The organism is Actinomadura sp. J1-007, from assembly GCF_009793335.1.
Classification (GTDB): domain Bacteria; phylum Actinomycetota; class Actinomycetes; order Streptosporangiales; family Streptosporangiaceae; genus Spirillospora; species Spirillospora yumaensis.
This window is the reverse complement of sequence record NZ_WING01000001.1, coordinates 3054001-3072800: the sequence shown is the minus strand read 5'-3', so window position 1 is coordinate 3072800 and position 18800 is coordinate 3054001. Positions and strand designations below refer to the sequence as shown.

The window sequence follows — 18800 nt, the reverse complement described above, 5'->3', positions numbered from 1 at the left end:
CGTCTCGCCGCCGGGCCGCCACGGCCGGGTCGCCGTCGCCGTCTCGCCGTCGCTAGGCCGCCGCCGGGCCGCCGCCGCCGGGCCGCCGCAGACCCGTCGCCGGGTCGCCGCCGTCTCGCCGCCGGACGGCCGCCGCCGGGCCGGTGTCCGGGGCGTCGCCGTTCCGTCGAGCCGTTCGCGAGGGTCCACCTTAGACCTCTGCGGGGTCCGACATGACCGTTATGCCGATCCTCACCGCGGCGCGCATGGACGGACCCGCGGGCGGGGCCCACACTGCGAAAAGCGGGTGGAGGAGCGAACCGATGGGCGCCCCGCGGTGTCTAAACGATCAGACTGACGCCACGACGAGCGAGCCGGACGCCTCATGCTCGCCCCGGTGGTTTACTGGGGCACGCCGACGCACCGGGAACACCGTTCGGCGCGCCGGGCCCCTGCGATTCCCCGTTCCGGACGAACGGGCGGGCGGGCAGGCGGCCCCGATCGCAGTCCCACCCGATCAGGTGGGCACCGTATCCGCAGTTAAGGAGTTAGGCGGCATGAGCATGGGCCACGAGGTTCGTTACCGCGTGCGCGGAGGCCGGCGGCTCGCCGGCACCGTCTTCGTGCAGGGCGCCAAGAACGCCGTCCTGCCGATGATCGGCGCGTCGCTGATGGCCTCGAAGGGCCGGACGGTCCTGCGCAACGTACCGATCATCGAGGACGTGCGCCGGGCGGTGGAGCTGGCCCGCGCGATCGGCGCCCGCGCCGAGCTGCACGAGAACGAGCGGACGCTGGTGATCGACGCGTCCACGCTGAGCAGCCCGGTGCTCCCGGCCGAGATCGCCTCCCGGTTCCGCGGCTCGTTCCTGTTCGTCCCCGCGCTGCTGCACCGCCTCGGCGAGGCCGTCATCGAGGGGGTCGGCGGCTGCAACCTCGGCAGCCGCAACCTGGACTTCCACTACAACGGGTTCAAGCGGATGGGCGCCACGGTCACCGAGCAGGTGGCCGACAACGGCGACGGCATCATCCACATCAAGGCCGGCGAGCTGCGCGGCGGCACGCTGTACTGCGACACCCCCTCGCACACCGGCACCGAGAACCTGATCATGGCGGCGGCGATGGCCCGCGGCACCACGCTGATCAAGAACGCGGCGCTGGAGCCGGAGGTGCTCGACAACATCGCGATCCTCCAGGCGATGGGCGCCAGGATCAGCGGCGGCGGCACCGGGTTCATCACGGTCGAGGGCGTGGACGAGCTCACCGCCGTCGAGCACACCGTGATGCCCGACCGGATCGACGCGGGCGTGTTCGTGATGGCGGCGGCGATCACCGGCGGCGAGCTGAACCTCGTCGGCGCGACGCTGGAGCACCTCGGCGTCGCCGCCGACAAGCTCGAACAGATGGGCGTGGAGTTCCACCAGCAGGGCGCGGTGCTCCAGGTACGGCGCGACCGCGCTTTGCGCCCGATCAACGTCATCACCGACGAGTACCCGGGTTTCGCGACCGACCTCCAGTCGCCGATCATGGCGGTGTCCTGTCTGGCCGACGGACCGTCCTATATCTACGAGCGGATCTTCGACGGCCGGTTCAAGCTCGCCGAGGAACTGGTCAAGATGGGCGCCGACATCGAGGTCAACGGCAACCGCGCCAAGGTGAACGGCCCGAACGGGCTGCGCGGCGCCGAGGTCGAGGCCCACGACCTGCGCTGCGGCAGCGCGCTCGTGCTCGCGGGCCTCGCCGCCGAGGGCGAGACCACGATCACCTCGGCCTACTACCTCGACCGCGGCCACGCGCACACCGCCGAGCGGCTCTCGCAGCTCGGCGCCGACATTGTCCGTGAAGTCGGATAGTGGTCAGATGACTATTGAGTGACCGCCGGGTCGCCCTTCTGACAGGCCAAAAGATCGCTCGGTCATGGCCAGTCAAGGCCAGGCGGGCGGATCACTCGTCTTTCCGGGCGGTCCTGAACGAGGACGTTCGGCTTTCGGCCCGTTCGTAAACCAAACGGACGCCGCAGGGGCCTCTCCAGTGCGCATCAGCGCCGGGAGAGGCCCCTCTCGTTGTTTTCGGGTCTTGTTTTTCAACTACGGACGACCCAAGATGCAGGATCAAGGCTGGCCGATTGGTGACAAATTACTGACCAGGGGGTCGCGTAGGTTACTTTTTCGCCGCACTCTTGATTCGATTTCGCGTCTGGGCGTCACACATCGTCGCCTCGACCCGATCTGCCCACTGAGGAACGAATCGCACGGGAACTGCGGTGCTGGGTCAGAAGGCAGGGGCGACAAGCCATGAGTCAACCGTTGGGCGGAGCGTGCGCGAACGCATGGCCGGGGCAGGACCCCCGCCAAGAATCTGGGCCGGAAGCGAGCGGTCGCCGATGATGGCCGCACGGGCGGGGTCGGTCACACCCGACCTCACGATCGGTGTCGTCGGCCCGCATGACCTGGTCGAACGGGTCATGCTGATGGGCCACGGCCCCACGCCGGTGCCGAGCCGGCTGGTGGCCGCCGCATATCGAGACGAACAGGAGGCGGCCGACAAGGTCGTACGGCTGGGATCGGGGGTGGACGTGTGCCTGTTCGCCAGCCCGGTGCCGTACGACTTCGCGCGGAAGGCGGGCGTGCTCACCATGCCGGCCACCTACGTCCCGCTGAACGGCGCGGCCCTCCAGGGCGCGCTGCTGCGGGCGTCCCTCGACGAGCGCTTCGACCCGTCCAGGGTGAGCATCGACGTGCTCGGCCGGGCCGAGGTGGAGGAGGCGTACGCCGAGATCAGCCTCGGCACCGACCAGGTGCACCTGCGCGAGGAGGCGGCCGGGCCGGGCACGCTCGCCGCGTTCCACGAGCGGCTGTGGCGGCGCGGCGCGACGACGGTCGCGATGACCTGCGTGCACGCCACCGCGGAGCGCATGGAGATGGCCGGGGTCCCGACGATCCGGGTCCGTCCGACGGGGGCGGCGATCCGCAGTTCCCTCCAGACCGCGGCGCTGCTCGGGGCGCACCACCGCCTTGAGGAGTCGCAGCTCGTCGTCGTGCTCGTGGACGTCCCCACCCTGCGCGAGACGCCGCGCCGCGTCACGCCGCGCTACTGGCGGGACGAGCTGAAGCTGGCGCTGCACCGGGTGCTGCTCCAGGAGGCGCACCGGATGAACGCGTCGGTGTGGCCGCTGGACGACCACAGCTATCTGGTCATCGCGACCAGGGGTTCGGTCACCGCGTCCACCGAGGGTTTCCGGACGCCCCCGTTCGTGGAAAGGGTCCGGGAAGAACTCGGGCTGGCCATCGAGGTCGGGATCGGCATGGGCCGTACCGCCCACGAGGCGGAGAACCACGCCCGCGCCGCGCTCGCGAGGTCGCAGAGCTCGCAGCGCGCCCAGGGCTTCGCGCTGGACCGCGACGGCCGGGCCCTCGTGCCCGCGCCGCGCACCCCGCCCCGCGCGCAGCCCCAGGCCAAGCCGAAGGGCCTGGAGATCCTCGCGCGCCTCGCGGACAAGCTCGGTGACCAGGAGCAACCGCTGATCGTGGACGCGGAGAACGCGGGCAAGATGCTCGGCGTGACGCCCCGTACCGCCCGGCGCCTCCTGCGGACCCTGGTGGAGGAGGGCCTCGCGTGGCCCCTGCCTCCCAACCGGACGCCGCAGCCCGGCCGCCCCCGGCAGCTCTACCGCCTGATCGTCGAGAAGCTGGGCCCGAAGGCGGGCACCTGACGCGGCCAGGCACCTGACGCGTCCACCCGGCGCCCGCCCCGCTAGAAGACGCCGCCCCCGCACCGCGCCGCGGGGGCGGGGCGGGGGCGCGACGGTGTTCCGGCGTGCCGCGGTGGGGCGTCCGCGCGTCAGTTGCGGTGGGGGTAGGCGCGCGCCACGGCGAGGAACGCGTCGTTCTCCTCAGGGGAGCCGATGGAGATGCGGGCGCCTTCCCCGGGGAACGGGCGGACGCTGATGCCCTGGGCGTCGCACGCCTCGGAGAAGTCCATGGTGCGGTCGCCGAGGCGCAGCCACACGAAGTTGGCCTCGCTCGGCGGGACGGTCCAGCCGTCGGCGAGCAGGGCGTCGCGGACGCGCTCGCGCTCCTTGACGGTGCCCTCGACGCGGGCGAGCAGCTCGCCGGTGGCGGCGAGCGACGCGATGCCCGCGGCCTGGGCGACCGAGTTGACCGAGAACGGCAGGTACGTCTTGCGGACGGCTCCCGCGACCTCGGGGTGCGCGACGAGGAAGCCGACGCGGAGCCCGGCGAGGCCGTACGCCTTGGAGAAGGTGCGCAGGACGGCCAGGTTGGGGCGGTCGCGGTACAGGTCGAGCCCGTCGGGGACGGCCGGGTCCTGCACGTACTCGCGGTACGCCTCGTCGAGCACCACGAGGCAGTCGGCCGGGACCCGGTCGAGGAACGCCTCCAGCTCGGGGCGGCGGACGACCGTCCCGGTCGGGTTGTTGGGGTTGCAGACCAGCACCAGCCGCGTCCGGTCGGTGATCGCGTCGGCGATGGCGTCGAGGTCGTGGGTCTCCTCGCGCAGCGGCACCTGGACGGGCGTCCCGCCGGACAGGGCGACCAGCAGCGGGTACGCCTCGAACGAGCGCCAGGCGTAGACGATCTCGGCGCCGGGCTCGGCCGTGGCGGCCAGCAGCATCTGGGTCAGGCCGACCGAGCCGCAGCCGAGCGCGACGTGCGACTCGGGCACCCCGTACCTGGCGCCGATCGCCTCGATGAGCGCGGTCGCGTTGTTGTCGGGGTAGCGGTTGGCGTTGCCCGCCGCCTCGATGATCGCGCTCGTCACGGACGGGAGGGGCCCGTGCGGCGACTCGTTGGACGACAGCTTGAACGAGCGGCCCTCGGGCGACACCACGACCTTGCCGGGCTTGTAGGCCGCGAACCGGTCGAGGACGGAGCGGAAGCGCGGAGTGGTTGCCTCGGACACCGTTGTCCTCCTGGTGCAGGGGTGGGTGGTGCCAGTTTAGAGGCCCGCCCCAAAAGCGGACGACCCCGGCGTTCCCGGCGCGGCCTCACTCGGCCTGGCGCAGCATCCAGCAGACGGCGACGATCCGGAGGAACTCCCAGTCGCTCGTGCTCGCGGGCCACCAGCCGCGGTTGAACGCGTTCTCGGCGAACGCGTGCAGGTAGCCCATCAGCTCGTCCGGCCCGGCGGCGCCCACCTCGCTCCGCACGGCCGCGACGTGCTGGTCGACGGCGGCGGCCAGCCCGGGGGACCCGGCCATCTCCGCGACCCCGGCGTCCCCGATGTCGCGGACGAGCAGCCCCAACTCTTCGGACAAATCGCCATCCATGGGACAAAAACCTAGCAACGCTCCGCGCGTGCCCCGGCCATCCGGCCCGGCGGCCGGAGCATCGGCGGGCGGAGCTGCTCGGCGTCCCCGCGCGTGTAGAGCCGGGCGGGACGGCCTCCGTCGCGGGTCGTGGTGCGGCCCGTCGGGATCAGGAAGCGGTCGGCGCCGGTGACCTTGCGGTGGAAGTTCCTCGGGTCGAGCGCGGTGCCCCACACGATCTCGTACACGCGGCGCAGCTCGGCCACCGTGAACTCGGGCGGGCAGAACGCGGCGGCGAGCGGGGTGTACTCCAGCTTCGCGCGGGCGCGCTCCATGCCGTCCCCGAGGATGCGGCGGTGGTCGAACGCCGCGCGGTCGCGGTGCTTCAGGTCGTCCACCGCGCGCCAGATCACCTGCGCGCGGGTGGAGGCCGGCAGGTCGGGCGCGAGGCCGAGGTAGGCGACGCTGACGACGCGCTGGCGGGGGTCGCGGTCGGGGTAGCCGTACGTGGCGAGCTGTTCGAGGTGGATGCGCACGTCGGCGAGCCCGGCGCGCTCGGCCATCAGGCGGGACGCGGCGGCGGGCAGGTCCTCGTCGAGCTGGATGAACCCGCCCGGCAGCGACCAGGCCCCGTCGTACGGCGGGCGGTCGCGGCGCCACACCAGGGCGGAGAGCCGCTGCTCGCGAACGGTGAGAACGACAAGGTCGACGGTGACGGCGAGCCGCGGCACGGACATGCCTCGAATTTAGTGGTCGCGACGCTCTCCTAGCGCCAGGAACGCCCCGGGACGGATCCCGGGGCGTTCGCGGTCTCGTTCCGGCCCCGGCCGGTCCGCGGTGCCGTTCCGGCTCCGGCCGGCTCGCGGTCCGGTTCCGGCTCCGGCCGGTTCGGCGGTGCCGTTCCGGCTTCGGCCGGTTCGCGGTCTGGTTCCGGCTCCGGCCGGCTCGCGGTGCCGCTTCGGCTTCGGCGCCCGGTTCGGCGGTGCCGTTCCGGATTCGGCCGGACCGGCTCAGGTTTCCTTCGGGGTCTCCAGGGTCGGGACGGAGCCGCCGGGGGCGGGACCGGTGCCGTTCTGGGCGGCCTGCCCGCTGCCCGCGCCCATGCCGTTCAGCAGGTTGCGCGCCAGGCCGAGGCCCGTGCCGCCGAGGGTGAGGGCCTTGGCGAGCATGTCCTCCACGCCGTCGGCGCCGTTCAGCACCACCATGTTGTCGACGTTGCCGAACACCTTGGCGCCGGCCTCGACGATCTCCGGCCACTTCTCGGCGAGCTGCTGGGCGATGACCGCGTCCTGGTTGTGCGCGAGCGCCTCCGCGCGGGCCTTGATCGCCTCGGCCTCCGCCAGGCCCTTCTTGCGGGTCGCGTCGGCCTGCGCCTCACCGATCAGCCGGGTCGCCTCGGCCTCCCGCTGCGCCCGCAGCTGCACCTCGGTCGCGGCGGCCTGCGCGTGCGCGATGCGCTCCTCGCGCTCGGCCTCGGCCAGCTTGACCTGCTCGTACGCGCGCGCGTCGGCCGGCTTGCGGACCTCGCTCTCCAGCCGCTTCTCGGTGCGCTCGGCCTCCAGCTCGGCGTTGCGGGTCTCCTTGAGGATGACCTCCTGCCGGGCCTGCTGCGCGGCCTGGCTGACCTGGCCCTCGTACTCGGCCTTCTTGATCTCGGTGTCGCGGATGACGGCCGCGTTCTCCCGCATGGCCTCCTGCTCGCGCTGGGTGGCCTCCTGGTCCCGCTCGGCCTCGGCGATGCGGGCCGCGGCGGCGACCCGGGCGGCGTGCGGACGGCCCAGGTTGATCACGTAGCCGGTCTCGTCGTCGATCTCCTGGATCTGGAGCGAGTCGACGACCAGCCCGAGCTTGCTCATCTCGTCGGCCGCGGAGCTGCGGGTCTCGCTGGTCAGCCGCTCGCGGTTGAGGATCAGGTCCTCGACGGTGAGGTTGCCGATGATCGAGCGCAGGTGGCCGGTGAACAGCTCGTGGATCGCGCCGTCCATCGAGCCCTGCTGCTCCAGGAACCGCCGGGCGGCGTTGGCGATCGACACGAAGTCGTCGCCGACCTTGTAGATGACCACGCCGCGCACCTTGACCGGGATGCCCTGCTGCGTCACGCAGTTGACCTCGAGGTTGGCCGCCCGCGAGTCCAGCCGCAGCCGGCGGGAGACCTGGAACCCCGGCAGCACCGAGGTCCCCTTGCCGGTGACGATCTTGAAGCCGAGGCTGTCCACCCCGTCGATCGGCTTGGATTTGGCGCCCAGACCGGAGATGATCAGGGCCTCGTTCGGCTCGGCGACGCGCCAGACCATCTTGAACAGCACGATCAGGATGATGATGGCGACGACGACGGCGATCGCCACGACTGTGGGCATGCGGTCTCCCTTCGCGGTCCATGGGGGGAACGGGTCCGCAACGGCGGATATCGGACAACGCTCCCACATAGACGCGGCCGAAGCCCCCACGGTTCGCCCAGATCAGAACGTTCTCCGTGTCCGGATCCGGCACCCGCGGACCGGCGCCCGACCGGCCGCCGAGCGCCGTTCACACGGTCGGGTCAGCCGAGGGCGTTGGCGACGTAGACCGTGCGCGGCGGGTGGTACTCGACGACCACGATGATCGTCCCGACCGGGATCTCGTCGCGCGGGTCGACGGGGTGGGCGTAGAACGCCTCGACGCCGCCGCGGATCGGGATCATGACCTCCCCGACCAGGCCGGGGCCGATCTTGCCGGTGACCCGGCCCTCCCTGCCGATCAAGGGCACCCCCGTCTCGTTCGGGCGGCCGGGCGCGTCGTCCGCGCACCGGCGCGCGGGCGTCGCTGCGCACCGCGTAGGGGAACGGTATCCGTTCGGCGAGACGCACCGCGAGTGCGTTCGGTGGCTCAGGGCAGGATGCGTTCGGCCTGGGCGTAGGCGAGGCGCGCGAGGCTCTCCGCCTCGGTACGGGTCGCGGTGGGGCCGAAGACGCTGATCGTGGCGAGGTAGCGGCGGCCCTGGAGCACGACGTACCAGGTCTTGGTGTGCGAGCCGCCGCTGACCGTCGTCACGCCGACCGTGCGGGAGCCCTGCCCGATCCGGCCGGGCGGCGACTCGACCACGCGGTGCTCGGACCACTGCGCGCCGACCCGCGTGCGGAACATCAGGCAGCCGGTCGGGACGCGCGCCTTCACCTGCTGCGCGGCGGCCTCGGCGGTCAGCGACATCAGCGTCTCGGTGACGGTCTGCCCGTTGCCCTTGGCGAACGTGGTGAGCGCGGACGGGGCGGCGCGGTCGATCACCGAGTCCGAGCCGCCGGAGCCGGAGCCGGCCGCGGAGCCGGGGCCGTTGCCGCCGTTCGCGCAGCGCGGCTTGTCGAGCTTGACCTGCCGCTGGAGCTGGTTGAAGTTCTGGATGGCCTTGAGCGAGCCGTACTCCCCGGAGTCGGGCTCGCCCGCGCGGCGGTAGCCGGGCGCCTCGGTGAGCAGCGCCTGTTCGAGCTGGTCGGAGGTGAAGCCGGTGCCGACGGGCGCGGCGCGTCCGGCCGTGCGGAGCCGTTCGGCGCGGTCGTCGCCGCCGTCGCCGCCGCCGCACGCGGCCAGCGACGCGGTGAGCGCCGTCGCGATGAGTGCGGCCGGGAGGAGCCTGTGCGCCATGTCGGCGACCCTACGGCGCGCCCGGTCCCCCCGCGCGAACGACACGCCTTCCACACCACGCCACGCCGCGAGAGTTCGTGCGGGCCGGTGTGGACGGGGTGTGCGTCAGGCCGGGCCGTTGGCGCGGTCGTTGTAGGTGCCCGCGAACTCCTGGCCGGAGAGCTTGTGGATGGTGTCGACGATCTCGTCGGTGATGGCGCGGCGGGCCTTGGCGGGCGGCAGGTCGCCGTAGTGCGACAGGTCCATGGGCGGGCCGATCCGCACGGTCGGGCGCGGGCCGAAGACGCGCGGCCTGGACGAGCCGATCGGCTGGATCTTCTCGGTGCCCTCAAGTCCGACCGGCAGGACGCGTGCGCCGGAGGCCAGCACCAGCCAGCCGACGCCGGTGCGGCCCCGGTAGAGGCGGCCGTCCGGGGAGCGGGTGCCCTCGGGGTAGATGGCGAACGCGCCGCTGTTGTCGAGGATCTCGACGGCCTGCTCCAGCGCCCCCATCGCCGCGCGCTGGGCGCCGCGCTTGACCGGGACGTGCCCGAGGTTGGTGAGGAACCAGCGGACGAAGCCCTTCTTCAGCCCGCCGCCCTCGAAGTAGTCGGCCTTGGCGATGTAGGTGACCGGGCGCGGGATGGCGAGCGGGATGATGAAGCTGTCGATGAACGACAGGTGGTTGCTCGCCACGATGAGCGGTCCGTAGCTGGGGACGTTCTCCCCCCGATGACGCGGGGGCGGAAAAGCAGCCACAGGATGGGACGCACCACGCGCGTCATGAACGTGTAGAACACCCAGCCTCCAGGAATTTCGGCACCGCCACTGTAACGTCTTGGCCGATCCGGGCCCGGGTCACCGCCTGCTTTTCGCCTCGCCGGGCCGGTCAGGAATGGACCAGGGGCAGGTCAACGGGGGTCCTGGTGAGATTACACACGGCAAGATCGGCTCCGGGCCGCACTCCGCCATTGGACGGCTCATCCGGCGCCGCCGACCATTCTTACTGAATAGTAAGTTTCTCTTCGGTAGGTTATTGGCCGCGTTTCCCCGCCCGTCCCGCCGAAAGCACGGAGCCCCGTGCCCCCAGGGGGAGCACGGGACTCCGGACGTCCGCCGGCGCCCGCCCGGAGCGGGCGCCGGCGCGTGGCTCAGCGGCGCACGCCGAGCGCGCGGGACATGGTGGCGAACAGGTCGGTCTGGTCGGTGACGCCGACGACGTTCGCGGCCTGCGGGCCGCTCGCGGCGATCCGCACCTCGGTGCCGGTGTGCTCCTGCGACTCCCCGGCGGGATTGGTGGCGTAGTTGAGCTTCATCTGGGCGCCGTCCGCCGTGACGAGCGTGGCGGTCTGCCCGGGGCTCTTGGCGTCCAGCGGGATGATCTGGCTGGTGTGGGCGTGGTCGGCGGTGGTCACGACGAGCGTGTCCGGGTGCTTGCGCGCGTACTCCTGCGCGAGCCTGACCGCGTTGTCGAACTCGACGGTCTCGCCGATCTGGCCGCACGGGTCGGCCGCGTGGTCCTGCTTGTCGATCGAGGCGCCCTCGATCTGGAGGAAGAAGCCGCGCTTGCCGCGCTTGGACTGCGCGTCCAGGGTCTGGATCGCCTTGCCCGCCATCTGCGACAGGTGCGGCCCGGCGAACTTGCCGTTCGGCGCGCACTTGGACGGCGCGGTGCCGCCGACCTTGGCGGCCGGGCCGGTCAGCTCCGTGGTCATGTTGCCGTCGGCGAACAGGCCGAGCGTCCTGGCGTCCGGCCTGGCGCGGGCGAGCCCGGCGGCGTCGGTGACCACGGTGTAGCCGGACGCGCGGGCCTGGTCGATGACCGTCCTGCCCTTGAACCGCCCGGCCTTGATCGTCTGCGCGAACCGGGCCCGGCCGCCGCCGAGGTACAGGTCGGCGCCCGTCTGGATCTGCTGCTCGGCGATCGAGCCCGCGCCGCCGTTCTCCTTGGCGTTGCCCGGGCACGCCTTCATGTCGGCCGGGCCCTGGCAGGAACGGTCCACGACGTGCGCGGCGAGCACGCCCGGCGTCGCGTCGGTCAGCTCCGCGGTGGTGACGTCGCCCGTCCGGAAGCCGGCGCGCTTGGCGAGCTCCAGGATCGTGGCCTTCGGTCGCCCGTCGGGGGTGACGGAGATCGCGCCGTTGTAGGTCTTGTGGCCGGTCGCCCAGCCCGAGCCGCTCGCCGCCGAGTCGGTGACGTAGTCGGGCAGCCTCGGGTTGCCCTTCTGGACGGCGTACGTGGTGTACGCGCCCGTCAGCGGCAGCCGGTCCATGCTGAGGTGCCCGGCGGCGCCCTTGGCGTAGTTGCGGGCCGCGGTGATCTCCGAGTCGCCCATGCCGTCGCCGATCAGCAGGATGACGTTGCGCGCCTTGCCCCCCTTGACCGCGGCGCGCACGTCGTGCGTCCGGTCGCCGTTCGACGCCCCGGCGATCCCGGTCCCCGCGGCGCCCGCGGCGACCCCCGCCGCGAGCGCGATCGCGGCCACGCGCCGCTTGTTCCCAGCCGAAGACACCGGCTGACCTCCCCATATATCGGTTCGTTCAGAGCAGGGACAGACGACCAGCCCAAGGTGATCGCGCACCCTGCGGAAGATGGCCGAACGATGAACGTCCAGCGACACCGGCCAGGACCTTTTACGTGGAAGTGCTTGGAGTTGGGGGTGGCGGTGGGCGATCCTGGGGAGTCACCGTCGGGGGGATCGCCGGACCGGGGGCGCGAGGTTGATCATGGACTTCGACGTACATCTGCTGCACCACGACCGCTGCACGATCGTCCGCGTGCAGGGCGACATCGACGTCGTCTCGCGGGGACGCTTCGAGAAGGCGATGTTCGACGTCCTGGACGCGGGCGGGCCGCTCATCGTGGACCTGCGCGAGGTCACCTTCTGCGACTCGACCGGCCTGAACGCGATCGTCTCGGCCAACCGGCGCGCCGCCGAGCGCGGCACCGTCCTCGCGCTCATCGCGATCCCGCCGCGCGTGGAGCGGGTCTTCCGGATCACGGCCCTCGACAAGTACCTGTCGATCCACGACACGCTCCGCGACGCGCTCGCCGCGATGCCGCCCACCCCGCTCCGCTGACGCCCCGTTCGCCCGGGGCGGGTCAGGAGCAGCCCTCGAACTGGGGGACGCTCGTCGTCAGCTTCAGCCCGGACCGCTGGAACCACCGCTCCAGGAACCGCTGGGCCTGCCCGTCCTGGTACATCTCGGTGATCGCGCGGTTGACCGCCTCGCAGCCCTTGAGGTCGCCCTTCTTGATCCCGACGCCGTACTTCTCGTCCGTGAACGGCGCGTTGACGATCCGGAACCGCTCGCGGCCCGCGGCGAACCCGGCGAGGATCACGTCGTCGGTGGAGACCGCGTCGAGCTGGTTCGCGGCGAGCTTGTCCATGCACTGCCCGTACGTCGCGGCCTGGACGGGCGTCGCGGCGACCTTGCGCTCCTCGATCACGCGCCGCCACGAGTTCGACCCGGTGACCGCGCAGATCCGCCGCCCCTTGAGGTCGCGCACGTTCTTGATGGAGCCCTCGTCCGCGCGGACGAGGGTGTCCTGGTGCGGCACGTAGTACGGCCCGCCGAACGTGACCTGCTGCTTGCGCGTCGCCGTGATCGAGTAGGTCGCGAAGATCAGGTCGACGTCGCCGCGCGCGAGGGCCCGTTCCCGCTCCGACGACGGCGTGGTCCTGAACCTGATCCGGTCGCGCGGGACCCCGAGCCTGCCCGCGACGTACGTCGCCACCTGCACGTCGAACCCGTCGTAGGCCCCGTTCGGGCCCTTCAGCCCGAGGCCAGGCTGGTCGGCCTTGACGCCGATCACCAGCGACCGCTTGTCGGCCACCGACGACCCGTCGCCGCCGCCGATGCCGCAGCCGGCGGACGCGGCGAGAACGGCGGCGAGGACGGGCAGCGCCCCGGCGGCCCCGGCGGCGCGGCCGCACGCGCTGCGGGACGCGCGACCGGCGGGGATGCCGCGGGTCGCGGAGATCGCGCGGGTGTCGCGGGACGCGGGGGTCGTGAGTGTGGCGCGGGGTGCGGAGATCGCGCGGGGTGCGGGGGTGGCGGGGGTGGTGCGCATGGGTCGGCTCCTCCCGGTCAGCGGAACTCGGCCAGGCGGGGGCGGACGCCCGCGATGGTCAGCGCGGCGATGACGACGGCGGCGGCGGGCGGCAGGACCGTCCAGCCGTCCAGCCCGTCGTCCGCCGCCTTGATCGCGCCGTCGAACGCGGCCTGGTGCGTCGCGGTGAGCGAGCGCAGCGCCGCGTCGTAGGCGTCGAAGTCGTGGATCGCCTTCCCGCGGTCCATCCGCAGCGCGATCGCCCCGGCGCGGTCGCCGCCCGCCGCGAGCCGCCGGACGCTCTGGTCGTTGTCGATCACGGCCCCGTACGCCCGGAGGGTGCGCTTCAGCGACGCCTCCTCGCTGCCGGGCCGGGCCGTGCGCCGTTCGTCCCCGAAGAAGCCGAGGAACGAGGTCCCGGACCGTCCCGACAGGTACGCCCCGACCGTCCGGTCGAACGCCGTGTAGTAGTTGTCGAGGTTCACCGGCTTGCCGTCCAGGGACGTGTAGAGCACCGACAGCAGCTTGTCGAAGTAGGTCTGCTCGTAGGTGTCGGCCTTGTCGGGGTCGAGCAGGTAGCGGCTCTCGTCGGCGAACGCGCTGTGGCTGATCGCGCGCGCCCGCGACAGTGTGAGGACGGAGTCGAAGCCGTTCAGCTTGGCCTTCCTGATGTGGTCGGCCTGCGCGGACAGCTCCCCGAGACCCGCCACGACCAGCGCGGCCGTCGCGACGGTCGCGAGCGCCAGCCCCGGGTTGACCAGCCGCCGGAAGCCGCGCGCGAGGTAGAGCTGCGCCGCGAGCAGGACGGCGAGCAGGAGCACGCCGGTCACCGCGACCCACGTCCGGCCGTCGAGCACGGCCGACCGCTTCGTCTCGTACGTCTGCCGGACGGACGCGCCGCTGTCGAGCGTGAGGTTGTACGCCTGCGGCAGGAGTTCGAGCTTCATCAGGTCGGTCGCCTGCCGGTAGGTCTCGACGACCTGCCGGGGCGGCTCCCCCGCCGCGTGGTCCGCCTGCCGGTCCAGCAGCATCGCCTCGCCGGCGAGCTGCTCGTACCGGCCGAGCCCGGTCAGGACGGCCTGGACCCGCTGGCGCAGGTGCGGGTCGCGGCCCGCGAGCTGCGCCGCCTGCACGGCCGCCGCGCCCGCCTCGTCCCGCCGCTGCCGGTAGACGCGCTGCGACTCGTCGTACCCGATGCCGAGGCCGTGCTCGCGGCCGATCAGCAGGATGTTCGCGACCTGCGCGTCCATGTCGCTGAGCGCGAAGTACAGCGATCCGGTCGCGACGACCTGCGGTCCCGCGTCGCGCCCGATCGTGCGGACCGAGTCGCGCGCGTCGCCGATCGCGATGCCGAGCACCGCGGCCAGCGCGCCGGCGGCGACGAGAGCGAGCGCCACGTACGTCCTGATCCGACCGGGGATCGTGCCCAGCCACCGCCCCCGGACGAACGTCACCAGACCGGACCTGCGCCGCTCGGGCGGCGCGGCCCGGGACGGCCCGGAGGCGCGTCCGGACGGCGCGGCGGTACGAGCGGCGCCGCCCCCGGACGTTCCGGAGGTTGTGGAGGTTTTGGCCGGGCGCGCGGGCGTCGTCGTCATGAGCGGGCCTCTCCCTGCGCGGACAGCGTGATCGTGGTCCAGGCTCCGACGTGGATCCGGTCGCCGTCGCCCACCGGGAACGGAACGTTGACCCGGAGGGGCTCGGTGCCGCCGTTCACCGTCGTGCCGTTGGTCGAGCCGGGGTCGATCACGACCCACGTCCCGTCCGGCTGCGCGAGCAGGACGGCGTGCAGGTGCGATACGCCCGGGTCCTCCGGCGGAACGGCGAGATCGATCTCGGGCAGGATCGCCCGCGAGACGCTGCGCCGCCCGATCCGTACCTGGTGGCCGAACAGCACCACCCGCCGCTCCGGGCAGTACGGCGGGAACGCGAGCCCCGCCGCGTCCGGCCCGCCGAGCGCGACCACCGAGTCGTAGTACCCCCGGTCAGCCGTGATCACCGCCGTCCACCCACTCCCCGCGATCTCTCGCGTACCCGGCCCGGCAGAGGTGACCAGACGTACGGGAGTGACGGGCGTGACCGGTACCTCCGAGCCCCCGGCCGCGGACGCAGACGCGGACGCAGACGCGGACGCGGAGGCCGACTCGGACGCGGAGGCCGGCGCGGACGGCTCGCGGGATGGCGTGCCTGGCGTGACTGGTGTGGCCGGCGTGACCGGCGCAACCGGTGGCTCCGAGCCCGCGGAGGCGGGGGTGGGCGCGGACGGCTCGCGTGGCGGCGTGGCTGGCGTGCCCGGCGTGCCGGCCGTGGCTGGCATGGCCGGTGTGTGTGTTGCGTCCGACCCTGTGGACGTGGACCCGGATGCGGGGACGGGCGCGGACGTCTCAGGGGGTGGCGTGCCCGGGCTACCCGGGGTGGCCGAACTTGCGGACGCGGACGCGGGGGTGGGCGGCTCGCGTGGCGGCGTGCCCTGCGTGCCTGGCGTGCCTGGCGTGCCCGGTGCGGCCGGCGTGCCTGGCGTGGCTGGCGCTGACGATGCGGAAGGTGTGTCCGGCGGGACTGGCGCTGACGGTGTGGACGGTGCGGAGGGTGTGGCTGGTGGGGGTGGTGTGACCGGTGTGGCCGGGCCTGCGGGGGCTGGGGTGGACGGTCCGCGTGGTGGCGGGGCCGGGGTTGGGGGCGGTGGGGTGTAGTGGCTGGTGGGGAGCTGGACGGTGTGGGGTGTTCCGGTCTCGAAGTCGTACCCGTCGACTTCGCAGAATCGTCCGGAACGAGGCGTTCCGCAGGATGGGCAGGGTGTCGCGCTTCCCGACGAGCCACCGGCGCCCGAGCCGCCGGAACGCCCGGAACCGCCTGCGTCGCCGCCGCTTCCGCCGGAGCCCTTGCCCGCCTTGCGCGCGCGCTTTCCGGCTTTGCCGCGGCCCGCGCCGCTCCGCCTACGCGGCCCGGCCCCGGCCGCCCCGGCCCCGGCACCGGCCCCGGCACCGGCCCCGGCATCAGCCCCGGTCTCCGTCCCAGCTCTACCCCCGATCCCAGCTCCAGCCCTAGCCCCGGTCCCAGCTCCAGTTCCGGCTCCGGCCGGTTCGTCGGGGGTGAATTCGGCGCGCGGGGCGCCTTCCATCAGGTCGCCGCACACGTCGCAGTAGTCGTCGGTGGTGGAGGCGTGGCCGCTTGGGCAGACGGGCATGGCCTCAGCTCCCCGCCCCGCGGTCGGGACCGGCCTCGTCGGCGGGACCGGCTTCGGGGGCGGGAGTGGCCCCGCCCTTGTGGGTACGGACGGTTCGTACCGAACGGGTGTCGAGTGACATCTCGTCGGCCTTGGACACCCCCTGCTTCAGGCGGACGGTGCCGGACTCGGCGTCCACGACGTCCACGACGCGGTCGAGCAGCCCGGAGATCTGCTCGTTCCCGACCCGCCGGGCCAGGACGACGGCCCGGCCCAGGCGGGCGGTCGCGGTGTCCTCGTCGCCCTCGCGGCGCGCCTCCAGGCCCTCCTGGATGGCGTCGGCGAGTTCGGACTGCCCGGTGTGGTGCGCGACGCGGGCGTTGATCCGGGTGGACTTGGCCTCGTCGTCGGTCCACTCGGCGATCACGTTGCCGGACGCGAGGACCCGTTCGCCCGCGCCGTCCGGATCGGGCACGACGAGCTTCAGCCACGCGGCGCGCATCTGGCGGCCGACGTCGCCGGGCGGGACGTCCACGCACACGTGGTACTCGCGGTCCTCGCGCCCCCACGCGCCGATCGGGTAGTCGCCGGTCTGCCTGCCCGACTCGACGCGCCGCGGGGTCAGGTCCTCGACGGTCGGGAGCATCTGCTTGACGAACCGCAGCTCGGCGTTCTGCGGGGTCCAGACGCGCAGCAGCACGTCCGCGACCTCCTTGCCCATCGCCGCCTCGGCCATCGCGCGGAAGTCGGCCTCCAGGTCCTTCGGGTCGGGTACGTCCAGGAAGCCGCCGAGCAGCGCCGAGGAGATCTTGCGCAGCTCCGCCACCTCCCAGTCGGTGCCGACGCCGCGGGCGTCGAGCACGAAGCCGCCCGCGCAGGCGTTGAGCGCCGCGTCCAGCTCGTCGGCGGACTCGTGCTGGTTCTTGCCGTCGGTCAGCAGGATCGCGTGCCGGATCGCCCGCGGATGCGCGCCGAACAGCGAGTGCGCGAGCCGCAGCCACGTCCCGATCGCGGTCCCGCCCGCCGCGTCCAGCCGCGCGATCGCGCTCGCCGCGCCGGAACGGGTGCGCTCGGACGCCTGGACGAGCCGTTCGGTGTGGGGGTACACCATGCGGGGCGCGTTGGCGCCCGCGATGACGGCGAAGTACGCGCCGTCGCGCACCACGTTGACGGCGGCCTTCGCGGCGCGCTTGGCCGCGGCCATCTTCCCGGAGTACGACATCGAGCCGGACGTGTCGACGATGATGATCTCCGCCGCGTCGGCCCCCGCGGACTTCGGCGAGGCGTTCGCGGGCCGCGCCTCGCCCTCCGCCTCGACGGTCACCACGGCGTGCATCTCCCGGCCGCCCGCGGGCAGGAACGGGTTGTGGTCGATCTTGATCGCGAACGCGGGAACGTCGCTCATGGACGGGGCTCCCCCTTCGGTGCGGACTCGTCCACCCGCGCGGGCGCGGGGGCCTCGGTCGGGGCGCCGTCGTGCGGGGCGGCGGGCCGGGCAGCGCTGCTCCGGCCGCCGGTTCGGACGCCGGGTGCGGCGGTGGGTCGTGCGGCGTGTTCGACGGCGCCTTCGGCGGGGGGCGGCGGGTACGGGATGAGCGCCGCCGTGACGTTGTCGTGCCCTCCCGCGCCGAGCGCGGCGCGCAGCAGCCGTCCGGCGGCGGCCAGTGGATCGGCGAGCGGGTCGGGGCCGTCCAGCGCGACGGCGGCGAGGTCGGACGGGTCGGGCAGGTCGTTCCAGAGCCCGTCGCTGCACACCAGCACCAGGCCGGGGCAGGACGGCTCGAACGTCGTCACGTGCGGGTCGATCGTTCCCGCGTCGGCGCCGAGCCAGGCTGTCAGCAGGTGCGCGCGCGGGTCGGCCCACGCCGCCTCCGCGCTCATCGCGCCGCGCGCCACCATCCGTACGGCCCAGGAGTCGTCGCGGGTGAGCAGCGCGGGCGCGGGCGCGGCGTTCGGCAGCCAGTAGGCGCGGCTGTCGCCGATCCAGCCGACGGTGACCGCGCCGTTCCCGACGACGGCCGACACGTACGTGCAGGCGGGCGAGGTGTGCGGGGCCTCGGAGAGGCGCGCGACGTCCTCGCCGGCCCGCGCGGCGGCGGCCCGTGTCGCGGTCGGCGGGTCCGCGCCGGCGGCGAGCCGCCGGGCCAGCACGGCGGCGCCGGTCTCCGCCGCGATCCTCGACGCCTCCTCCGAACCCGGCGCGGACGCGACCCCGTCGCACACCACCGCGCACACCTGGTCGGAGAGCGTCGCGACGGCGAACGCGTCCTCGTTGCGGCTGCGGCGCAGCCCCCGGTCGGTCACCCCCGCCGCGCGGATCGGCGCCGGAACGGCCCCGCCCGGCGCGGCCAGCTCGATCTCAACGTGCTCGCGGCCGTTCGGCTGTCGCAGCCCGCACTGGTCGCAGTACCCGTCCGCGCTGATCGCGTGGCCGCCGCAGTCAGCGCACGTCACCGCCCCGCCCGCCCCGTCCCCGTCCCCGTCCCCGGTCGCGACGAGTGCGGCGGGCGCGGCCGGCGCCTGGCCACTCCGCGGCGCCCCGCACGCCTCACAGAACCGGTCGCGCCCGCCGACCCGTTCCCCACACGCCTTACACACCCCGCCGCCGCGCGCAGACGCGTCCCCTCCGGCTGTGGACGCCCCACCGCCAGGCGTGGACGTGGCGTCGCCAGGCGCGGAAGTGTCACTGCCAGGTGCGGCCGTGTCGCCGCCAGGCGTGGACGTGTCACCGCCAGGCGTGGACG

16 protein-coding genes are annotated in these 18800 nt (G+C 73.3%); 3 read left to right on the top strand and 13 right to left on the bottom strand.

The genetic code is table 11. The features are described 5' to 3' along the window. The first annotated feature begins 542 nt into the window (after positions 1 to 542). Positions 543 to 1829, top strand: coding sequence for a UDP-N-acetylglucosamine 1-carboxyvinyltransferase (gene murA, locus GEV43_RS13890; RefSeq protein WP_160824511.1), 1287 nt, complete (start codon positions 543 to 545; stop codon positions 1827 to 1829). Between the two features lie 530 nt (positions 1830 to 2359). Then, on the top strand, positions 2360 to 3688 hold the full coding sequence (locus GEV43_RS13885) for a transcriptional regulator (protein WP_241682891.1): 1329 nt from the start codon (positions 2360 to 2362) through the stop codon (positions 3686 to 3688). A 128-nt stretch (positions 3689 to 3816) separates the two neighbouring features. On the opposite strand, the gene hisC is transcribed toward GEV43_RS13885, so the two are convergent. From hisC to phoA, 8 genes are all read right to left on the bottom strand, one after another. Further along, a complete protein-coding gene (gene hisC, locus GEV43_RS13880) occupies positions 3817 to 4896 on the bottom strand; it encodes a histidinol-phosphate transaminase (RefSeq protein ID WP_160821053.1) in 1080 nt (359 codons plus the stop codon). An 85-nt stretch (positions 4897 to 4981) separates the two neighbouring features. Next, a complete protein-coding gene (locus tag GEV43_RS13875) occupies positions 4982 to 5251 on the bottom strand; it encodes a DUF6401 family natural product biosynthesis protein (RefSeq protein WP_160821052.1) in 270 nt (89 codons plus the stop codon). 23 nt (positions 5252 to 5274) lie between these two features. Beyond that, on the bottom strand, positions 5275 to 5979 hold the full coding sequence (locus GEV43_RS13870; RefSeq protein ID WP_160821051.1) for an NUDIX domain-containing protein: 705 nt from the start codon (positions 5977 to 5979) through the stop codon (positions 5275 to 5277). 273 nt (positions 5980 to 6252) lie between these two features. Beyond that, a complete protein-coding gene (locus tag GEV43_RS13865; RefSeq protein WP_160821050.1) occupies positions 6253 to 7599 on the bottom strand; it encodes a flotillin family protein in 1347 nt (448 codons plus the stop codon). Between the two features lie 182 nt (positions 7600 to 7781). Next, positions 7782 to 7988 carry a hypothetical protein gene (locus GEV43_RS13860; protein ID WP_309239625.1) on the bottom strand — a complete coding sequence of 69 codons (207 nt, stop codon included), beginning with the start codon at positions 7986 to 7988 and terminating at the stop codon, positions 7782 to 7784. A 119-nt stretch (positions 7989 to 8107) separates the two neighbouring features. Next, on the bottom strand, positions 8108 to 8857 hold the full coding sequence (locus GEV43_RS13855; RefSeq protein ID WP_160821049.1) for a hypothetical protein: 750 nt from the start codon (positions 8855 to 8857) through the stop codon (positions 8108 to 8110). A 105-nt stretch (positions 8858 to 8962) separates the two neighbouring features. Continuing rightward, positions 8963 to 9532 (bottom strand): lysophospholipid acyltransferase family protein, encoded by a 570-nt coding sequence (locus GEV43_RS13850; protein ID WP_309239624.1) that lies wholly within the window; start codon positions 9530 to 9532, stop codon positions 8963 to 8965. A gap of 455 nt (positions 9533 to 9987) precedes the next feature. Next, complete coding sequence (phoA, locus tag GEV43_RS13845) at positions 9988 to 11349, bottom strand: alkaline phosphatase (RefSeq protein ID WP_160821048.1); 1362 nt, start codon at positions 11347 to 11349, stop codon at positions 9988 to 9990. Between the two features lie 214 nt (positions 11350 to 11563). On the opposite strand from phoA, the gene GEV43_RS13840 reads away from it, so the two are divergent. Further along, positions 11564 to 11917 carry an STAS domain-containing protein gene (locus GEV43_RS13840; RefSeq protein WP_160821047.1) on the top strand — a complete coding sequence of 118 codons (354 nt, stop codon included), beginning with the start codon at positions 11564 to 11566 and terminating at the stop codon, positions 11915 to 11917. Positions 11918 to 11939: 22 nt separating this feature from the next. Here the strand turns inward: GEV43_RS13840 and GEV43_RS13835 are convergent, their stop codons facing one another. From GEV43_RS13835 to GEV43_RS13815, 5 genes are all read right to left on the bottom strand, one after another. Then, on the bottom strand, positions 11940 to 12911 hold the full coding sequence (locus tag GEV43_RS13835; protein ID WP_160821046.1) for a glutamate ABC transporter substrate-binding protein: 972 nt from the start codon (positions 12909 to 12911) through the stop codon (positions 11940 to 11942). A 17-nt stretch (positions 12912 to 12928) separates the two neighbouring features. Next, positions 12929 to 14488, bottom strand: coding sequence for a hypothetical protein (locus GEV43_RS13830; protein ID WP_241682890.1), 1560 nt, complete (start codon positions 14486 to 14488; stop codon positions 12929 to 12931). After that, the gene (locus GEV43_RS54835) at positions 14485 to 14889 is read right to left on the bottom strand and encodes an FHA domain-containing protein (protein WP_309239623.1); all 405 of its coding nucleotides are present in this window, start codon (positions 14887 to 14889) and stop codon (positions 14485 to 14487) included. Before GEV43_RS54835 ends, GEV43_RS13830 begins: the two co-directional genes overlap by 4 nt. Positions 14890 to 16081: 1192 nt before the next feature. Further along, a complete protein-coding gene (locus tag GEV43_RS13820; RefSeq protein WP_160821045.1) occupies positions 16082 to 17461 on the bottom strand; it encodes a VWA domain-containing protein in 1380 nt (459 codons plus the stop codon). Next, on the bottom strand, positions 17458 to 18510 hold the full coding sequence (locus GEV43_RS13815; protein WP_309239622.1) for a protein phosphatase 2C domain-containing protein: 1053 nt from the start codon (positions 18508 to 18510) through the stop codon (positions 17458 to 17460). The genes GEV43_RS13820 and GEV43_RS13815 overlap by 4 nt, the downstream gene beginning before the upstream one ends. Between the last annotated feature and the right edge of the window lie 290 nt (positions 18511 to 18800).

What these genes read in the sequence shown, in the direction of transcription:
- murA (WP_160824511.1), top strand. Translation starts at nt 543, where the DNA reads ATGGGCCACGAGGTTCGTTACCGCGTGCGCGGAGGCCGGCGGCTCGCC.
- GEV43_RS13885 (WP_241682891.1), top strand. Translation starts at nt 2,360, where the DNA reads ATGATGGCCGCACGGGCGGGGTCGGTCACACCCGACCTCACGATCGGT.
- GEV43_RS13870 (WP_160821051.1), bottom strand. Translation starts at nt 5,979, where the DNA reads ATGTCCGTGCCGCGGCTCGCCGTCACCGTCGACCTTGTCGTTCTCACC.
- GEV43_RS13865 (WP_160821050.1), bottom strand. Translation starts at nt 7,599, where the DNA reads ATGCCCACAGTCGTGGCGATCGCCGTCGTCGTCGCCATCATCATCCTG.
- GEV43_RS13855 (WP_160821049.1), bottom strand. Translation starts at nt 8,857, where the DNA reads ATGGCGCACAGGCTCCTCCCGGCCGCACTCATCGCGACGGCGCTCACC.
- GEV43_RS13840 (WP_160821047.1), top strand. Translation starts at nt 11,564, where the DNA reads ATGGACTTCGACGTACATCTGCTGCACCACGACCGCTGCACGATCGTC.
- GEV43_RS13835 (WP_160821046.1), bottom strand. Translation starts at nt 12,911, where the DNA reads ATGCGCACCACCCCCGCCACCCCCGCACCCCGCGCGATCTCCGCACCC.
- GEV43_RS13830 (WP_241682890.1), bottom strand. Translation starts at nt 14,488, where the DNA reads ATGACGACGACGCCCGCGCGCCCGGCCAAAACCTCCACAACCTCCGGA.
- GEV43_RS13820 (WP_160821045.1), bottom strand. Translation starts at nt 17,461, where the DNA reads ATGAGCGACGTTCCCGCGTTCGCGATCAAGATCGACCACAACCCGTTC.